Annotated in this window: 13 protein-coding genes; 12 read left to right on the top strand and 1 reads right to left on the bottom strand. The window is 66.2% G+C overall.

Annotated elements, in window-relative coordinates:
- Nucleotides 1–143: 143 nt before the first annotated feature.
- The 10 genes from IPK20_15360 to IPK20_15315 all read left to right on the top strand — a co-directional run bounded on the left by IPK20_15360 (nt 144) and on the right by IPK20_15315 (nt 13,475).
- Nucleotides 144–1,247: an ATP-binding cassette domain-containing protein gene (locus IPK20_15360; protein ID MBK8017964.1), complete on the top strand. Its 1,104-nt coding sequence runs from the start codon at nt 144–146 to the stop codon at nt 1,245–1,247.
- Nucleotides 1,248–1,249: 2 nt separating this feature from the next.
- Nucleotides 1,250–1,393, top strand: coding sequence for a hypothetical protein (locus tag IPK20_15355; GenBank protein MBK8017963.1), 144 nt, complete (start codon nt 1,250–1,252; stop codon nt 1,391–1,393).
- Between the two features lie 11 nt (nt 1,394–1,404).
- Nucleotides 1,405–1,728, top strand: a complete 324-nt coding sequence (locus IPK20_15350; protein MBK8017962.1) for a biotin/lipoyl-binding protein — start codon at nt 1,405–1,407, stop codon at nt 1,726–1,728.
- Between the two features lie 72 nt (nt 1,729–1,800).
- Entirely contained in the window at nt 1,801–2,661 is an 861-nt protein-coding gene (locus tag IPK20_15345; protein ID MBK8017961.1) for an HlyD family efflux transporter periplasmic adaptor subunit, read from the top strand.
- A 626-nt stretch (nt 2,662–3,287) separates the two neighbouring features.
- On the top strand, nt 3,288–4,823 hold the full coding sequence (locus IPK20_15340) for a S8 family serine peptidase (GenBank protein ID MBK8017960.1): 1,536 nt from the start codon (nt 3,288–3,290) through the stop codon (nt 4,821–4,823).
- Entirely contained in the window at nt 4,777–5,415 is a 639-nt protein-coding gene (locus tag IPK20_15335; protein MBK8017959.1) for a M10 family metallopeptidase C-terminal domain-containing protein, read from the top strand. The genes IPK20_15340 and IPK20_15335 overlap by 47 nt, the downstream gene beginning before the upstream one ends.
- Nucleotides 5,416–5,634: 219 nt before the next feature.
- A complete protein-coding gene (locus IPK20_15330) occupies nt 5,635–10,770 on the top strand; it encodes a hypothetical protein (GenBank protein ID MBK8017958.1) in 5,136 nt (1,711 codons plus the stop codon).
- 491 nt (nt 10,771–11,261) lie between these two features.
- A complete protein-coding gene (locus IPK20_15325) occupies nt 11,262–12,254 on the top strand; it encodes a PQQ-binding-like beta-propeller repeat protein (GenBank protein MBK8017957.1) in 993 nt (330 codons plus the stop codon).
- A gap of 144 nt (nt 12,255–12,398) precedes the next feature.
- Nucleotides 12,399–12,992: a PQQ-binding-like beta-propeller repeat protein gene (locus IPK20_15320; GenBank protein ID MBK8017956.1), complete on the top strand. Its 594-nt coding sequence runs from the start codon at nt 12,399–12,401 to the stop codon at nt 12,990–12,992.
- 57 nt (nt 12,993–13,049) lie between these two features.
- A complete protein-coding gene (locus IPK20_15315) occupies nt 13,050–13,475 on the top strand; it encodes a cytochrome c (protein MBK8017955.1) in 426 nt (141 codons plus the stop codon).
- A 246-nt stretch (nt 13,476–13,721) separates the two neighbouring features.
- On the opposite strand, the gene IPK20_15310 is transcribed toward IPK20_15315, so the two are convergent.
- Nucleotides 13,722–15,149 carry an arylsulfatase gene (locus IPK20_15310; GenBank protein MBK8017954.1) on the bottom strand — a complete coding sequence of 476 codons (1,428 nt, stop codon included), beginning with the start codon at nt 15,147–15,149 and terminating at the stop codon, nt 13,722–13,724.
- A gap of 183 nt (nt 15,150–15,332) precedes the next feature.
- Between IPK20_15310 and IPK20_15305 the strand changes: the two genes are divergently transcribed.
- Both IPK20_15305 and IPK20_15300 read left to right on the top strand, forming a co-directional pair.
- Nucleotides 15,333–16,853, top strand: a complete 1,521-nt coding sequence (locus IPK20_15305; protein MBK8017953.1) for a hypothetical protein — start codon at nt 15,333–15,335, stop codon at nt 16,851–16,853.
- 100 nt (nt 16,854–16,953) lie between these two features.
- On the top strand, nt 16,954–18,741 hold the full coding sequence (locus tag IPK20_15300) for a VWA domain-containing protein (GenBank protein MBK8017952.1): 1,788 nt from the start codon (nt 16,954–16,956) through the stop codon (nt 18,739–18,741).
- The last annotated feature ends 1 nt before the right edge of the window (nt 18,742 follow it).

Genomic DNA, 18,742 nt, shown 5'->3' with positions numbered 1-18,742 from the left:
GGCTGCGCTGCTCGCCCTTTCTGGCGTGGATCAACGAGCGCACGACGCGCACGCCTCTGGCCGCACTTCAGGCGCGCCAGCGTGAATCGGGGAGCTTCGCGGAGAGCGCCTCGCGCAGGGCCGAAGTCGTCGCGGCACTGGGCATGGCTCCCGCGCTCGTCCGCCGCTGGCAGATGCTCAACCGCGCGGCGTTGGAAGCCCAGGCTTCCGCCAGTCAGAAGGGCGGTTCGCTTGCGGGCACGGGCCGCATCCTGCGCCAGTTCGTGCAAATTGCCATGCTCGGCGCTGGTGCCTGGCTCGTGATCGACCGGAATGCGTCTCCCGGGATCATGATGGCCGCAACGGTTCTGCTGGGCCGCGCCCTGGCTCCCGTCGAGGGGGCCATTGCCGGCTGGAAGCAGTTCGTTGACGCGCGCAACGCGCACGAGCGTCTCGTCGCCCTGCTTTCGGGGGAACGGGAAGTCGCCGAGCCCACGCCGCTACCCACGCCCTCCGGCGCGGTTTCGGTGGAGCGGCTCGTCTACGCCGTGCGCGACGCCGAGCGGCCCATCCTGCGCGGCGTCGGCTTCCAGGTTGCGGCCGGCGAGAGCCTCGCCATCATCGGGCCGAGCGGCTCCGGCAAGTCGACGCTCGCCCGCCTGCTGCTGGGCATCTGGCCGCCCACCGCGGGCACTGTGCGTGTCGACGGCGCAGACCTCGCGCACTGGCCGCGCGACCGCGTCGGTCCGCACCTCGGATACCTCCCGCAGAACGTCCAGCTGTTCGCCGGGACGGTCGCGGAGAACATCGCCCGCTTTCAGGAAGGTGATCCGGCCGCCGTCATCGACGCCGCGCAGCGCGCGCACGTCCACGATCTGATCCTCAGGCTGCCCCGAGGTTACGACACAGCCATCGGCGACAACGGCGCGGGCCTGTCGGGAGGGCAGGCCCAGCGCATCGCGCTCGCGCGCGCTGTACGGCCGTCCCCGGATCGTGGTGCTGGACGAACCCAACGCCAATCTGGACGCCGAGGGGAGGAAGCACTGATGCGCGCCATGCAGACCCTGAAGGCCGACGGCGCGACGCTCGTGCTGATCACGCATCGTCCTTCGCTGCTGGCAGGCGTCGACCGCGCACTCGTCCTGCGACAGGGCGTCATCGAGCTGCAGGGCACCTGTGCAGAGGTCATCGGCCGTCTCGCACGCGAGTCCGCTCCGCCGGATACACCCGTCGTGGCCCGCCTCGGCGCCGCCCGGGCGGAAGGCTGACCATGACGACACGGATTCTCGGTTGGCTGCTGCCTCCGGTCGACGTCGACACGGCTGCCGATGCCAGCCGTCATGCCCGCGCCGGGTCCATTGCCGTCGGGGTCCTGCTGGCCGGGTCCGTCACGTTCTGGCGCTTGCTCCGCTGAGCGGCGCCGTCGTGGCGCCGGGTGTGGTGAAGGTCGATCTCGAGCGCAGGGTCGTGCAGCACCGCGAAGGCGGCATCGTCGGCCAGATCCTGGTGCGCAACGGGGATCGGGTGCGCACCGGCCAGACGCTCATGGTGATCGATGACGTGCAGGTCGACGCGGGGGCCGATCTGGTGCGCACCCAACTCGATGCGGAACTCGCCCGCAGCGCGCGGCTCGACGCGGAACGCAGGCTGGCAGGCACCATCACTTTCCCGGCGAGTCTGACCGCCCGCGCGCGCGACCCCAAGGTCCGCGCGCATCCTCGAGCGCGAAAGCGCAGCCTGCCAGGCTAAGCTCGTCCGTCTGGACGATCAGGAACGGCTGCTGCGGCGTCAGATCGCAGAGACGCGGGCCGAGATCGGCGCGTGGGGACGCAGCAGCGCGCTGCCTCGGCCGCGCTGCGCCTGCAACGCGAGGAGCTTGCCCAGAATGCGAACCTCGTCGACCAGGGCTTCGTATCCCGCAGCCGGGTGCTGGGCCTGGAGCGCAACGTGGCCGACTACGAGTCCCGTCATGGCGAGAACCAGGCGGAAATGGCGAAGGCACGGCAGCGTGTCGCCGAACTGGAACTGCGGCTGATCGGCCTGCGCAACGAAGCAATGGAAGAGGCCGCCGAAGCGCTGAAGGAATCCACCGGGCGCATCTTCGATCTGGAGGAGAGGCTGCGGCCGACGCTGGATGCGGCAAAGCGCCGAACCCTCGTCGCGCCGGTCGATGGCGAGGTCATGCACATGCGGGTGACCACCGCCGGCACCATCGTCGGCCCGCGCGACCCGCTCCTCGAGATCGTCCCCGCCAATCCGGACCTGATCGTCGAAGCGCAGGCCCGTCCCGAGGACATCGCCGGACTGCGCGAAGGTGCCGAGGCCGACGTGCGACTGACCGCTTTCAAGCGTCGCACCACCCCGGTGGTCACAGGCCGGGTCGCATACGTCGCCGCGGACCGCACGCAGGATCGCGCGGACCTCCCGCCCCACTACGTGTTTCATGTTCGCGTCGACGGCGCAGCGCTGCGGGATGCGGGTGAACTGTCGCTGCGCGCCGGTATGCCGGCCGAAGTCTACGTGCGAGCGGGAAGAACGAACAGCACTGCAGTACCTTCTAGATCCCATTTCCGGTTATCTGTCTCGCGCCCTGCGCGAACCGTGAGTCCGATAGCGATCACCCCGGGTGTTCGTCCCGGTCGCCCAGGAATTTCTCCGTGGCTGCACCTTGCCGCTCCGTAGCGTGCGCATCGCGCCGCCATGACAGGTTCCGCCTGCGAACCGCCGCAGCGACGCCAGGGAGATTCGAACAAGATGTCCACAGGTCTGAACTGGCGTGCGCCATATCTCGGCGCCAACGCCATCGCGGAGCGGCTTCCCAACCTGGCGCCCTGATCCGTCGACGCACGCAATCTCTCGCAGTCCCTGCGTACGCGTCCGCCGAGGCACTGGCCCCTGGCCTGATCTCCATTCTCAGTGACTGCAACCCGCCAAGACTCCCGCGCAGGACCGTCCGCGGCCCTGACGCATCACGACTCGAATCCCCAATCAGAGGACACCATGGATCGCAACCCGAATTCGCCGTCAGACGCCCCCACCGGCGAAGGCCCGCTCATCCGTGCCGGGCAGTCGCTGCTGCCTGACGCTCTCGCGACTCTCGTGGGTCGGCCGGTGTACCAGACGATGCCGTCGCCCACTGACAACCGCAGCCCGCTGGCGGACTGGCTCGCCGCGCTGCGCCGGACCTGGCGGCCGGGCCGGCAGCAGCGGTTTCTGCTGCCGCAACGAACCAGCCCCAACTCGAACCGACCGGCAACGACCTGTACGACATCCAGTGGCACTTCGACTATCTCGGCGATATCCAGTCCGTGTGGGACGAGTACAGCGGAGCCGGTGTGCATGTGGGCATCTACGACGACGGGCTCCAGACGAATCACCCTGATCTCGCGGCGAACATCGACGCATCCCGCCAGGTCACGGTGGAAGGTCAGATCATCGACCCGCTGACCGCCACCATCGACTTCTGGGCCCCGCACGGCACCGCGGTAGCGGGCCTGATCGGCTCGGCCAACAACGACATCGGCACCACTGGCGTCGCCTGGGGCGCAGGCCTTACCGGGGTCACGATCTTCTCGGGATCTGCCGACATCAACAACAACTACGCCGGCTTCCTGGAGGCGGCTAGTCAGTCCGGCAACTTCGACGTGATCAACCACAGCTGGGGCAAGTTCCCCGGCTTCTGGCAGGACGGCGTGTCCAATGCCCAGGACCAGAGCCTCATCGACCGCTGGTTCACAGCCCTCGAGACTGGTCGAGGCGGACTCGGCACCATCCAGGTGAAGGCCGCCGGCAATGCCGACCAGAACAGCAATGGCGACGAATCCGGCTCGACCCGCGCCACCATCATCGTCGGTGCGTACGACGACGACGGCGACGCGTCGTACTACTCCAGCTATGGCGCAAACCTGCTCGTGTCGGCGCCATCGAGCGGTGTGGTGGACTTCTTCCTGGGTGCCATCAACAAGGGCCAGGTGACGACCGACCTCACGACAGTCATCGATGCTGGCAGCCCCCTTCCGCTCGGCTACAACGGGCTGCCGGACTGGGACTACACCAACGCCTTCGGCGGCACCTCCGGCGCCACACCCATCGTCACTGGCGTGGTGGCACTGATGCTGGACGCCAATGAGCACCTCGGCTGGCGAGATGTCCAGAACATTCTTGCCTATTCGGCCCACGAGATCGGGAGTGGTGTCGACGGCATCCGGCTGAACGACGAGAACAATACCTGGCAATACAACGGCGCCGACAACTGGAACGGCGGGGGACTGCATTACTCCGAAGACTACGGCTACGGCGCGGTGAACGCGTACAACGCGGTGAGGATGGCCGAGGTATGGAATCTGTTCTCGGGGCCGAAGACCAGTGCGAACGAAAGCTCCTTCCGGCAGGCAACCACCGCGCCCGTCGCGCTCCTCGACGGGAAGCAGACCGACATCCGTTTCCAGTTCGACGGAGCCGACTTCATCGTCGACTACGTGAACGTCACGATCGACGTCTCCCACTCCAAGCTCGACGATCTGGAAATCAGCCTGATTTCCCCGGACGGCGGGATGACCTCGCTGGTCGACTTCCGCTTCGAGCTGTTCTATCAGAACGATCTGCAACAGGCTACCCTCGACTTCGGCGCCAACGGCTTCCGAGGCGAGAACGGAAAGGCGAATGGACCTCAGGATCGTCGATCGCTGGGCGGCCGACGAAGGCGTTCTGAACGCCGCATCGATCACCCTCCACGGCACCGACACCGCGGATGGTGTCGTCACGACGGCAGACGACGTCTACCACTACACCGACGAGGTGTTCAAGACGATCACGCGGGACAGCTCTCGCGTGAACCTGAGTGACACCGATGGCGGCACCGACTGGCTCGACATGTCGGCCATGACCGACGACCTGATCGTCAAGATGCAGCAGGGGAACAACTCCACGGTCGGAGGCATCACGTTCCTGCGCATCGCGCTGGGCACCGAGATCGAGAATCTCGTGACCGGCGACGGCGACGACACCCTCACCGGCTCCCGCGGAAGCAACGCGATCTACGGCATGCGGGGCGACGACGATATCTTCTCGGCCGACGGCGACGACCTGCTCTCGGGCGGTGCGGGCAACGACACGCTGCGGGCGGGGCGGGTAACGACGTCTTCCTGTTCGATCGCCCTCTTGACGCATCGACGAACGTGGACACCATCATCGACTTCGATTTCATTTACTACGATGACGTGCCCGCCGACCACATCTGGCTCGGTCACATGGTATTCTCGGCGCTCGCGCTCGGCACCCTCACCGCGGAGAGATTCGTGGTCGGCGCCGCCGCCACGGACGCGCTCGACCGTATCATCTACGACGATGCCACGGGGGCGCTGTACTACGACGCCGACGGTGTCGGCGGCGAGGCGCAGATCCAGTTCGCGCAGTTCGATCAGTTCGCGACCGTGAACAACGATCCCCACCCGGCGCTCTCGTTCGAAGACTTCGTCGTGGTCGACACGTCGAACACCGCGATCACCGGCAGTGGGGACGACCGTGTCCAGAGCGACGCGCCCACGACGTCGACATCGGTCGGTCACGATCGGTTGTTCGGCAACGGCAGACCGATCACCGGCACACGCTACGACGACGATCCTCGGCAAGGACGCCGACGACACGATCGACGGCTTGCAGGGCAACGACCTCCTTTCGGGCGGCGCCGGCGACGACGTGATCGACGGCGGTGCCGGGAGCGACACGCTCTACGGCCAGGACGGCGATGACATCTTGCGTGGAAACTACACTGCCGCCAGCGCAGACGAAAACAACGGCGACACGATGTTCGGTGGCGACGGCAACGACATCGTCCACGGCAGCGCGCAGGACAACTGGCGCTACAACCAGTACACGAACTTCGGCGCCCCCGGCGACAGTCTGCTCGGCGACGACGGCGACGACATCCTCTACGGCTACGACGGCAACGATGGCCTGGACGGCGGCGACGGAAACGACCGCCTTGTCGGCGGGGCGGGAAGCGACTACTTCAACGGTGGCAACGGCGACGACTACCTGGATGGAGACGACGGCAGCGACATCTTCTTCGGAGGCTTTGGCGACGACACGTTCATCGTCGGCAAGGGAATCGAGAACTACGCTTTCGGGGGCGACCTGATCGACGCCACGGTGCCGGAACTCAACGTCATCGGCTTCGACACGGTCGTGTTCGAAGGGAACTTCGCCGACTACAAGATGACCGGTGGCGTGCAGTTCTACTTCGGCAATGATGCCGGGCTGCTGTTCAGCAACACGACAGCCGGGGACGATCTCGCCGAGCAGGACAACACGACCATTGACTGGCGGACCATCGACCGGCTGGTGTTCGCTGACCGCACCATCGAGACGGCGGATCGTTCCTTCAGCCTCACCGGCGGCGACCTTCTCGTCTTGAACGACTACGTCAATGCCGGCACGCCGGTGACCCTGACGGCCGACGGATGGGAGAGCATCGCCAGCGTCTTCGGCGCCGGGGACGTCACGATCACCGATGTCGCTGCGGTCGACGAGCTCGACTTCGTCCGCCTTCTGGAAGTCAGCGGCACGACGACGATCACGTCCGACGCCATCGAGACGCTGGACCTCGCGAACATCGATGGATCGGTGATCGTGAAAGCCGCTGTGGGGGAAAGAGCGCTTGCGATCCGCACCTACGGGCTGCGTCTGGGCGCAGACGAGCAGTTGTGGGACGACACCGCCACCGATGTCTCCCTGTCGTTCGCGACCAACGGCGTGTTGGGCGGTGAATCGGCCACGCCGTCGATCGCCACCGCAGGCGTCAACCGCGCGAACTTGTCGTTCCAGTCCGCCAGCACGATAAGAATTCTCGCCAACTACGAACCCGTCGACGTACGCTGGGACGTGCGGAATGCAACGACCATCGACCTCAACGCCGCCTTTCGGATCGTGCGCGAGGTCGGTGGCGACTTCCTGCGGGGCTTCGAGTCGGGCAACGTCAACGCGTTCAACATCCTGACTCCGCTCGACGACGCCATTCTCGGCACCGCTGGCGGCAGCGCCGAGTTCCGTTATGTCGGCGGCCGGGACGGCGGCCGCGACTACGTGCGGCTGGGCAATCTCGGGGAAGTCAATGCCGGTAACGACGGCACCGAAGGGCCCGACGCCGGCTTGAATGCCGGTCTTGGCTTGCGCGGCCACATCGATCTCGCCGTCAGCAAGGACGAAGTACGGATCCTGGGGTCGGACGCGTTTCAGGGCGGGACGATCGACGGTGGCACCGGCAACCTGGAGCCGGATCACAACACCCCAGACGCCGACACGATCCGCATGACCTTCGGGGTGGCCGAGGCGATCGGCGACATCAGCGACAGCATCTCGAACTTCGAGGTGCTGCACCTGCACGCGACATCGCAGAGTCACACGGCCGACGCCAGCAACTTCGATGCGATGACGCAGATCGTGGTTTCCAGCGGTTCCGCCGCGGCCGGCACTAACACGATCGTCAATGTGCGCGGCGACTCCGTTGTCGCCTTCAAGACGGCCGGCGATTTCGACCCACTGAACAATCAGCTCGGCACCATCCATATCGAGATGGTAGAGGGCGGGACCGCGGACCGGGTGAAGCTCGCGTTCGTGGGTGTCGAAGCCGATGGCGCGGACGAGGGCCGCATCGTCGTGCGTGGTGCCGAGATCGTGGAGGTCAGCGGAAACAACCTCGACTACAAGTACGGGGACACGGACAGCCTCGGTCTTCCCCTGCCGCTCGGCCCCGAGACCGACCCTTTCACCCGCATCGGCCTCGACTTGGAGAATGTGACTACCGTGTACGTTTCCGGCGAGACCGGCTGGGACTTCACGCAGCCCGGCACGCACATCGCCCACGTGACCATGATCGATGCCTCGGCCGTCTCGGCCCCCGGCCGACTGAGTGGCGTCACCGCGAAAGCCCAGACGAGTGACTCCGTCACATTCATTGGCGGCACCGGCGACGACGTGTTCGAGGGCGGCGAGGGCTCCGATGTGCTGGCCGGCGGTGGCGGCAATGACGTCTATGTGCTCAATTCGGGGAGCGAGGACGACACCATCAACGAGGAGGAAGACGGCGGACTCGACACGATCCGGGCGGAACTGGCCGACGTCGATCTCGGCCGGTACGGGAACATCGAGAACGCGACACTGACCGGTGCCCTCGACCTCGACATCACCGGCAGCGCCTCCGGGAACCGACTCACCGGGAACGCCGGCAACAACGAGATTCACGGCGGCGACGGCGGGGACACTGCGGTTTTTGCAGGCGACGCTGCCGACTATGTCGTCACCCGCAACGCGAATGGCTCACTGACGGTCGCCGATGCCGCGGGCCCGTTGCGCGACGGTGTCGACACCCTGTTCGACATCGAGTATCTGGAGTTTTCGGACAGTCGCTTCTCCACGAATCCGACGGCACCCACGGATATCCAGCTTACGTCCACCACCGTGCGGGAAAACGCCTTCGACGGCGTGGTCGTGGGCAAGCTCACGGCCACCGATGCGCCTGGCGACACCGCGGCATACTTGCTACTGGACGATGCTGGCGGGAGGTTCAAGATCGTGGGCGACGAAGTTCGTGTCGTCTTCGACTACCTGCTCGACTACGAACAGGCCACGTCCTACGACATTGCGGTGCGCGCAACCGACCTCGACGGCCTCACCTTCGACAAGACGATCACCATCGCGATCGAGGACGCTAATCCGGAGTTCATCGTCGGTCGAGAAACGAGTGACATCCTGTTCGGTGGTGCATACAACGACGTCCTCAATGGCAACGGTGGGGATGACGTGCTACGGGGCAACGGCGGCAGCGACATTCTCATCGGCTGGACGGGTGACGATACCGCGGTGTTCTCCGGCAACATGGCTGACTACGAGATCCGGTTCGCCGATGTCTACACGGACGCGTTCACCGTCGTCGACAAGCGCAGCGATGCGGACGGCACGGGTTTCGATGGTATCGACTACGTGGTCTACGACGACCATTTCGACTTCCCGTCGTACCGCGCCCACCGTAGCGTCGAGCATCTCCAGTTTGCCGATATCACGGTGGACACGGCTGATCTCCTGCCTGACCAGGGTCCGACCGACCTATCGTTGTCGGGCACAGACGTGGACGAGAACGCCGCTGCCGGATCGGTCGTCGGCACCCTCTCCGCGACCGATCCCTCCGTCGAGGAGACCTTCACCTACGTCCTGACCGACGACGCCGGCGGCCGCCTCACCATCGTCGGCGACGATCTCGTCGTGGCCTCGGGCGCGGCCCTCGACTTCGAGACCGAGCCCGCCATCGACATCGGCGTGCAGGTCACCGACTCCGACGGCAATGTCTTTGCCCGCACGTTCACGCTCGGCGTGCGCGACGTCAACGAGGCCCCCACCGTATCCCTCGTACCGCTGCTGTCCTCCCTCGACGAGACCGCCTCCACCGCCACCCGCATCGCCATGGCTGACATCGCCATCAATGACGACGCCCTCGGCAGCAATCTGCTCTCGCTCTCCGGCCCCGATGCCGGTGCCTTCGAGATCGACGGCACCACGCTGTTCCTGCGCCCCGGGCTGGCTCTCGACCACACCGTCGTGCCGCAGCTTCGCGTCAGCGTCCTCGTCGACGATCCCGCCCTGTCCGGCGCCCCCGATGCCATGTCCGGAGTCTTCACTCTCACCATCGCCGACGTCCCCGGCGTGCACATGATCCACGGCACCACCGGTGACGACTGGCTGCGCGGCACCTCGGGCAACGACTGGTTCGTCGGCACTGGCGGCGAGGACATCTTCGAAGGCGGTCGCGGCGACGACACCTACGTCCTCGACAGCCTCGGCGACATCGTCGTCGAACGCGGCTCGCAGGGCACCGACACGGTGATGAGCAGCGTCAACCACTGGCTCGGGCGCGCCGTCGAGAACCTCGTGCTCACCGGCTCGGTCGCCACCCGCGGCATCGGCAACGAGGCCGACAACCGCATCACCGGCAACGCCGCCGACAACCTCCTGCTCGGCGAAGACGGCGACGATGAATTGAGCAGTCTGGCCGGCGACGACACCCTGGAGGGTGGTGACGGGCACGACAGCCTCCTGGGCGGTGACGGCAACGACGCCCTGTCGGGCGAGGCCGGGGACGACTCGCTGCTCGGCGAGGCAGGCGACGACAGTCTCGACGGCGGCCTCGGCGACGATGTCCTCGACGGCGGGGCCGGCAACGACACCGCCCTCGGCCAGCGCGGCGACGACACCCTCCTCGGCGGCGCCGGCAACGATCGGCTCGAAGGCAACGACGGCGAGGATCTCCTCGATGGCGGCGCCCACCTCGACCAGCTCTACGGCGGCAACGGCCGCGACACCCTCCTCGGCGGCGCCGGCAACGACTTCCTCGACGGTGGCGCAGGCAACGATCACCTCTCCGGCGGCACCGGTGCCGACGTCCTCGTCGGCGGCGCCGGTCGCGATGTCCTCGAAGGCGGCGCAGGCTACGACCTGTTCTCCTTCTCCCGACTCGACGACAGCGGCACCTCCGCCAGCACCCGCGATGTCGTCGTCGACTTCGTGCAGGGCTGGGACATGTTCGACCTGGAGAGCCTCGACGCCGACACCTCCACCGCCGCGGACGACGCCTTCCGCTTCGTTGGTGACACCTTCTCCGGTGAAGCCGGCGAACTGCGTGCCTTCGACCGCGCAGGGCAGACCCTCGTCGAGGCCGATGTCGACGGCAACGGGCTGGCCGATTTCGCCGTCGCACTGAACGGAATCATCACTCTCGCACAGGACGATTTCATCTTGTAGTCGCACGCAAGTGCACTTCGGGGCCGATCGTTTCTGCATCGCCAGAGAGCGATCGATCGCCTGGCCGCCCGAACGCCGGGCCATGGCCTGCGGATCGCCCGTGCGCTCGACGCCGGGCCGATTCCTGCCCGGCGCGTCTCGAGATCGGCCCCGGTGCTCCTCGAACATGCCGGTGCCCCGGAAACGACTTCCCCTACCAGGTTCTCTTCGACGCGTCGGTTGCGAAACGGCTTGTGCCGCATCGGCGGATTCCAGGTTCGTCACGGACGCTTGTCTTCCACGCTGTGTCGTCTCCCGCATGCCCACTGCACGCTACGCAGGAATAATTCTCTGCTTCTTTCAAGAGGTCCTCCATTGGTCCGCACGGAATGCGCCTTTAGCTTAGCCGGCGCGGAACGCAGATGCCTTTGCCGGGCGCGAGTTCCGCACGAAGGGACGGCTCGTTACCGACGGGCCGTCACCGCCCATCCACGAGAAGGAGGAGTGCAGCAATGTCTGCTATATCCAAGCCGCGATTGATGTTCGCGGCCATCGCTGTTGCCACTGCGCAGATGTGTTCCGCGGCAGGTGTGAGCACCATAGAAAACGCGGCACCGGGTGACTGGCCGAGCTATCACCGCACCTACGACGCACACCGTTACAGCCCGCTCACGCAGATCAACCGCGGCAACGTCAGGAACCTCAACGTCGCCTGGGTGCACCAGGCAGGCGAAATCGCTGCCGGCCTTCAGGGCACGCCCCTGGCCGTGGATGGCGTGATCTACTACACGGCGTCCTACAACAGGATCTACGCCGTGGACGGTCGGACCGGTGAGGAGCTTTGGCACTACTTTCCGAAGATTCTCGACGGCGTGGACAGACTCCCCGTCGGTCCGTACTCGCGCGGCGTCACCGTGGCCAACGGCAAGCTCTTCCTGGGGACCATCGACGGACGAGCCATTGCTCTCGACATCAAGACCGGAAAGCCGGTCTGGGAAGCGCAGCTTCTGGACACGCTGAAGTGCGGGTGCATGTTCACTTCTGCCGCCGCTCGCGGTGAAGGACAAGCTCATCTTCGGCTCCACCGGCGGCGGTATCCCGACGCGCGGGGGCGGCATCTTCGGTTGAAGCAGGACTCCGGCGAGAAGCTCTGGTATTTCGATCCCGTCCTGGAGGGAGAGGAGCACTGGGGGACGAACTCCTACGGTGAGTCCAGCGCGAAGTACGCCGGGGTCGGCGCGTGGCACGTGGGAAGCTACGACCCGGATCTCGATCTCGTCTACTGGGGTACCTCCAACCCTTCACCGTGGTTCGACTGGGCGCCCCCGGGTGAGGGACCCAAGGGCTATCTGCGCGAGAACGGCGTGGTGCGCGGCCCGGCGACAATCTCTACAGCAGTTCGGTGCTGGCGATGCGGCCGGATACAGGCGAACTCGTCTGGTACCACCAGGAGAATCCTCACGACGACTGGGACCTGGATGCGACACTCGGCGAATTCGTCCTGATCAACAAGGGCGGCAAGAAGCTGATGCTGCATCAGGGCAAGGGCGGCTACGTCTACGTCTACGACCGGACTGACGGCAAGATTCAGAACGTCTGGAAGATCAACAAGCACTCGACCTACGTCCAGTCCATAGATCCGAAGACAGGTGAACTGGATCGGCCGGACCCATCCTTCCACGCTCAAGGACAACCTTTACTGCCCGTCGATCATCGGTGGCCGCAGCTGGAATCCCGGTTCGTACAATCCCGACAGCGGCGTCTGGTTCAATTCGCGTCAGGAGATCTGCCAGGTCGCGAAGGTTCGTCCGGAACGTCCGCCCCTGGATCCGCTGGGCTGGTATGCCGGCGCCGAGCTTACCTGGGTTCATCCGCCGGGCGACAAGGCGCACGGCGCACTGGACGCGTGGGATCCGCTCACCGGCAAGAGGCTGTGGACGGTGCCCGACAAGTACCCTCGCATCTCGGGAGTTCTGTCGACCAAGGGGGACCTTGTGTTCAGTGTCGACATCAAGGGGATCGTCTCGGCTTACGACGCGAGCAGCGGCACCGAGCTGTGGCGCTTCAACACTGGTTCCGGCACGCGTGGCGGCATCATCAGCTACATGGCGGGCGGTGAGCAGTACGTACTGGTGCCCAGCGGCATCGGATCGGCCGTGGCAGCCATCACGGCGGGCATCTATCCGGAAGTCGGTCAGATTCCCGCGGCGGCAACCATGTTCGCCTTCAAGGTCAGCCGATAAGCGAGGTCATTGACGAACCCGGAAGGGCGCAACCCCTTCCGGACGTCACACGCCATCATGAAGATCTCTCCTATCCGTCAACGTAGTCAGCTGGTCACCTTGTTCGTCGCCAGCGTCGTCCTTGCAGCATCCGCACACGGAGCCGACGAACTCCCGCCTCCCGACAAGACGGGCGGCGTCGATCTGAGCAGTCCCGCAGTGATCGAGCGTGGAATGAACCTTCTCAACACCGCCTGTGGCGGGTATTGCCATGGGACCGAAGGGCGGGGATTGAAGGCGCCACCACTGCGCAACCGGACCGATCTGAGCTGGAGTGCAATTCACGCGACCGTCACCTACGGCCGCAAGCGGGCGGGCAAGATGATGCCCTCGTGGAAGGGAGTATTGCCGGACGAAGACATCTGGTCTGCCGTCGCCGCAGTCATCTCCCTGCGGCAGGCCGACGGAGACTCTCCACCGCAGACACAGCCGTCTGCGCACTGAGCGAACCGGCGCTCCCCGATGCGGAGGGCATCGCGAAGTGGCTCGTCCGGACGGCAGGTCTGCCGGCGCGGAGCCGGCCGGGGCGTGCGATGCCTCTCCTATCGTCGGGATTCGATGTGTTCGCTTGCGCAGGATGCCGTTGCGTCGGCTGTTCTCGCGCTGCGGGAGGCCGGCCGAGGCGGCGACCTCCCGGTTCTCTGGCCATGAGGCTCCCGACGCTGCCCGTGCCCGCCGCAGACGTCCGGATCACCTGCTGGCAGGATTCTGTCTCCATACGATCGGCCGCCTGTCCGATTCGACAGAGACCAGTTCTTCCACGTAGAGCGAAGGTGCCATGTCGTAGGCGTACTCGGTCAGCGTTGTCATCATCTCCCTTGCGCGGTCGGGATACTTCGCCGCGACATTCTCCGCTTCCTCAGGATCCCTGCCGATATTGAAGAGTTCGACCTTGGGCGGCAGCGCCGCATGGAGAATCAGCTTCCAGTCGCCCACACGTACGGCGCCGCGAAAGTCTTCCACGTTGATCAGCATCTGCTTGCGCGGAGAAGCTTGGCCGCCGGCGATGAGAGGCAGTATGTCGCTGCCGTCGAGTGGCTTCTGCGACGAGGTCTTCGCCTCCGCCGCCTGCAGAACCGTGGCGGTGAGGTCAGTGACGTGAAGGAACTGCGGGACGATCGTCTCGGGCCTGATACGGCCCGGCCAGCGCATCACCGAGGCGACACGTACTCCGCCCTCGTACAGGCTGCCCTTTCCTCCGCGAAAATCGCCGTTGTCCGCTGCGACGTCCGCGGTGTCGCCATCGCCTGTCGGGAGACGCGTCGGCACGCTGCCACCGTTGTCGCTGTGGAACACGATCAGGGTCTGATCGGCCATCGCCGCACGCTCGAGACTCGCGACGACCTCACCCACCGCCCGGTCCATCGCAGCCACCGCCGCGGCGTATCCGCGTCTCGCGGGGTCGGACACGTCGCGGAACTGCGCTGACAGTTGTGCAGGTGCTTCGCCCGACGCGGGGACCGGCAGAGACAGCATCATGAACAGAGGGCGGCGCTTGTCGTGGCGTTCGACGACACGCACCGCTTCTTTCGCAAGCAGGTCGGTGGCGTCGTTGCCCCGCTTGAACGGGAAAGTCGATTCGTCGCGTCTCCACTGAGGCGCGCCCGCTCGCGCGGACGCGGCCTGGCCCTGCGGGGACAGGCTGCCGAAGAAGTGATCGAATCCCCGCCGGGTAGGCCAGAATTCCTGGCGCGCATGCCCGAGCCGCCAATGGCCGATGTACGCGGTCGCGTACCCAGCCTCCTTCAGTGCTTCGGCAAGCGTGCGCTCGTCCTTCGGCAGGCCGAACGTGTTCGCAGGCACGATCGACATCGTCTGGAATCCATACCGCATCGGATAGCGGCCGGTCATCACCGCCGCGTGCGTCTGCGACGAATGGGGTTGCGCATAGAGCGCATTGAGAACGGCTCCTTCCCGGGCGAGGCGATCGAGGTGAGGCGTCGGGATCGTGCCCCGATGGAATCCGACGTCCTTCCAGCCGAGGTCGTCGGCCAGGATGTAGACGATGCTGGGCGCGGCCTCGCCATGGGGAGCAGCGAAACAGCATGCCGCTGCTGCAACGAATGATCCTGCGATTGTTCGTGCGAATGTTCTCGCGAGGGCGATCAGTTTCGACATCCGTGGTGCTCCCGTGTCCGGCATTTCGGCATTCAATCTGTGCGATGTGGGTCGAGTGCGGTGGCCGACCAGCACGTGCCGGACGCGAATCTGCGTTGTGCCAAATCGACCGTGATAGCATCGTTCGCATCGTTGTCGTCTCGCATTGAAGTTCACCCGAAATCGTCGAGAAAATTTCCTGTCGTGACGATTCGCACGAACCCTCCGGCTGCCTTGGCTTTCGATATCACTGATCGGTCACTGCTCGCGGCGCTTCAGCCTGCCGGCCATCGCGTGAGAACGCGCGAGGTCCTTCGCGCGTTCGCGTGGATGACGAGTTCTCTATGCGTGCTGGGCGGCCTGTATCTTGTGCTGATCGCGATGCACCCTTCACAGGGCGTGGCGCTCGCACTGCGTCCGGTGTTCCTGGCAATGGCGTGCGTCGCGCTGATCCGATGCATCTGGATTCTGTCGCGGCGCCCGTCTGCGCATTCCGTGGCAGCCGAATTGGACGAAAGGGCGGATCTCAAGGATGAACTGAAGAGCGCGTGCTGGTTCGCGTCCCGCGTGTCGGTGACCGAATGGGAATCGGCGCTCCTCGCTCGCGCCATACGCACACTGCAGGGTATCGATGCCGTCTCGATGATTTCCTTGCGGCCGACCGGCGGGCCGGTCCGGGCCGTGGGCATCGGATTGCTGGTGCTGGCGGTCGGACTGCTTGCGTTCCGGTCGGGTGGCGGTCACCCGACGAGCGCAGATGCGAACGCGGAATGGGGGGACGGCAGCCGGACCGCACTCTCGAATTCCGCGCCGGAATGGGCGCAGAGCGAAGAACAGGGAAGGGCGGATCCGCATGCCGAAGGAACGCGAACGCTTCGCGCACTGCCCGCGGACGCGGGTGCGGTGGTGGAACGCCCTGCTCGCGACGTGCGAAGCGGGCCCGATCCGGCAGACGACACGACGCCGGGTGGCCCTCGTCGCGAGAACGGGCCGCGCGGAGGACACGCGGGCGTTCAAGAGGCGTCCGATGCGGGCGAGGCCGCAGATTCAGGGCCGGGAGGGGCACTGGAGCGCGCGCTCGAGCTGTCTGCCGAACTGGCGCGTGGTGCGGTCGAACGAGTGCAGTCATTTCTGGGAAAGGGCAGTGCGCAGACGCCACGCGCCGAACTCGGAGCCGATCTTGCGGAAGCGCGTTCCGGCGCAGGTCAAGGCGTGGAGCGGCAGGATGCGCTGCAGGAACACACGACGATGAGCGAGATGAGCCAGGCGATGCAGCAGCTCGCGCCATCGCTCGACGGTGACAGACCCGCGCCCAGCAGAAGCGCGTCGGAGCCGCCTTCGCCAGGAGGGGGCGGCAAGGCCAACATCAGCGGCGGCACCGATGGCATGAGAGTCAATATCAACCAGACCGGGGACGATGGCGACGACGCGCCGCCCGATGCGCCGCTCTCGGAGCCGGAGACGCTGCACGGCAGAAAGACGGAGCGTCTCGCCGTCAAGCTCGATCGTCTCGTGGCCGGTTCGGGTGGCGGACAGGCGGCATCCGAGGAAAGCGAAGGCTTCTATGAGGCCAGCCGCGCGCAGGCCGCCCGGATCGAGTTGAGTGCCACCGCGGCCGTGGCAAGAGGCAGGAGTGACGCCGCGGTGTCGAACGAGAAGGTTCCGGTTGCCTACCGGGGCACGGTCAAGCGTTACTTCGTGCTCGAGCACGGGCGGGAAAAGTGATCGACGCAGCGACGTTCGCGCACTCCGGCAGCAACGAAGGGCGAGCGAAGGCCGAAGGGTCGGGCCCGGCTTTCGCATCCAGGCGCCCCCGCAGGATCCCATGCTGAGTTTCTTCTCGCTTCCATCGCCGCTGGCGTACGGCTTGCTGGCGGGCGTCGCGGCCGTCATCGGCTTGCTGTTTCTCGTGAAGCCGGTGCGCGTACGGATGCTGGTGGCGTCCACCCTCCTGTGGCAGCGCGCCGCCGGAAGCCGGCGCCCGCATCACCGGCGCCGGCGGTGGATCGTCTCGCTCGTTCTCGCCTTGCTGACGGGATTGAGTCTCGCGCTCGCGGCGGCACGGCCCCACGCAGGGGGCGCGAGGCAGCGAATCGCGGTGGTCCTCGACAACACCGTCTCCATGGCGGCACGCACGTCGGACGGAAGCACCCGCTGGAACCGCGCTCTGGAATCTGCGCGGACGCTCATCTCGCAGCTTCCCGCCACCGGAGAGGTGCTTCTGCTCGACACCACGGGCAGCGGGACGGTGCCCGCGGGTCTTGTTTCGCGCGACCGGGCCCTCGCGCATCTGACCGACGTGCGGCTTTCGACCCTCGTGACGGGGCGTGTCCCGCCGCTGCCGCTCGCCGACGAGACGGGCGGTGCGCATCTGTTCACCGATGGCGTGGGACTCGATGGCGTCCCGCCGGGAATCGCGGTGCGGTCGGTCTTCGAGGCGGCCGACAACGTGGCCATCACCGGGTTCGAGGCGCGTCCGGTGCCCGGGGCACCGACACGTTACGAAGCGTTCCTGCAGATCGCCAACACCGGTACCGGGGCGAAGTCTGTCGCACTCGAAGTGCGTGGCACCGAAGGCTTTCGCGTGACGCGGCAGTTGACGGTGGCGGGCGAGACCGCGACCAACCTGAGCCTGGACGTGACGAGCGTTGCGAAGGGACCCCTGCGTGCGCACATCTCGGCGCCGGGCGATGCCTTCGAACTCGACGACTCGGCGTACTGCCTCGTTCTGCCGCACCGGGAGAAGCGGGTCCTGCTCGTCACGGCGGGCAATGCGCAGCTGGAAGACTCGCTGCGTGTGCTGCCCGGCGTCGCGCTGGCCGTGCAGAGTCCCGCGAGACAGCTCCCGTCGTCCTCCTTCGATACGTTTGTCTTCGATCGATTTGCGCCCCCCGATCCTCCCGTGGCCGGCGCGTTGCTGTTCCGGCCTCCGCCTTCACGTTGGCTCGATGCAAGGTGGCGAACCGCGGGCAAGCTGTCGAGGCTTGCCTGGGACGACGTACATCCGCTTGCCTCGGGGGTCGCGTGGCGCTCGGTGAGGGTGGACGCGGCGCGTGTCACCCCCGCACCCGAAGGACGCTCGGTAGTGACGGCGGATGATCGCGGAGGAACGCGTGGAGCCGTCATTCTGGCGGGCCAGGCCAGCGCCCGATGGGCGGCTGTCGGCTTTGCACTGGAAGACTCGAATCTGCCTTTGCAGGCGGGCTTTCCGGTGTTCCTGGGCAACGCCGTGAACTGGCTCGCGCCGGGCCCGTCAGTGACGAGCGCCAGCGTGGGCTGGGTTGACCTCCCGGTCAGGGACGCGCAGGTCTTCGAGTTGGCGGGCAGCCGGGTGGCTACGACATGGACCCCGGACCGCACCTTGTTCGAGGCACCCCGACCGGGGGTGTACTGGGCGCGGAGCGGACAGGATGAACGGATGGTCGTGGTGAACGCCAACGACCTGCGCATGGCGCAGATCAACCATCGGAGGCTCCCTGGGGGCGCGCTTCGCGAGGGTGAAGGGGCGGCCGCCGCCGCTTCGTGGCCGGAGCCGGGCGTCCTGCTGCTCGGATTCGCCCTGATTCTGCTGACCGCCGAATGGGTGAGCTTCAGCCGGGGGGCGACCGAATAAC

It is taken from the genome of Betaproteobacteria bacterium (assembly GCA_016713305.1).
Classification (GTDB): Bacteria; Pseudomonadota; Gammaproteobacteria; order Burkholderiales.
This window is presented reverse-complemented; position numbering and strand designations above follow the sequence as displayed.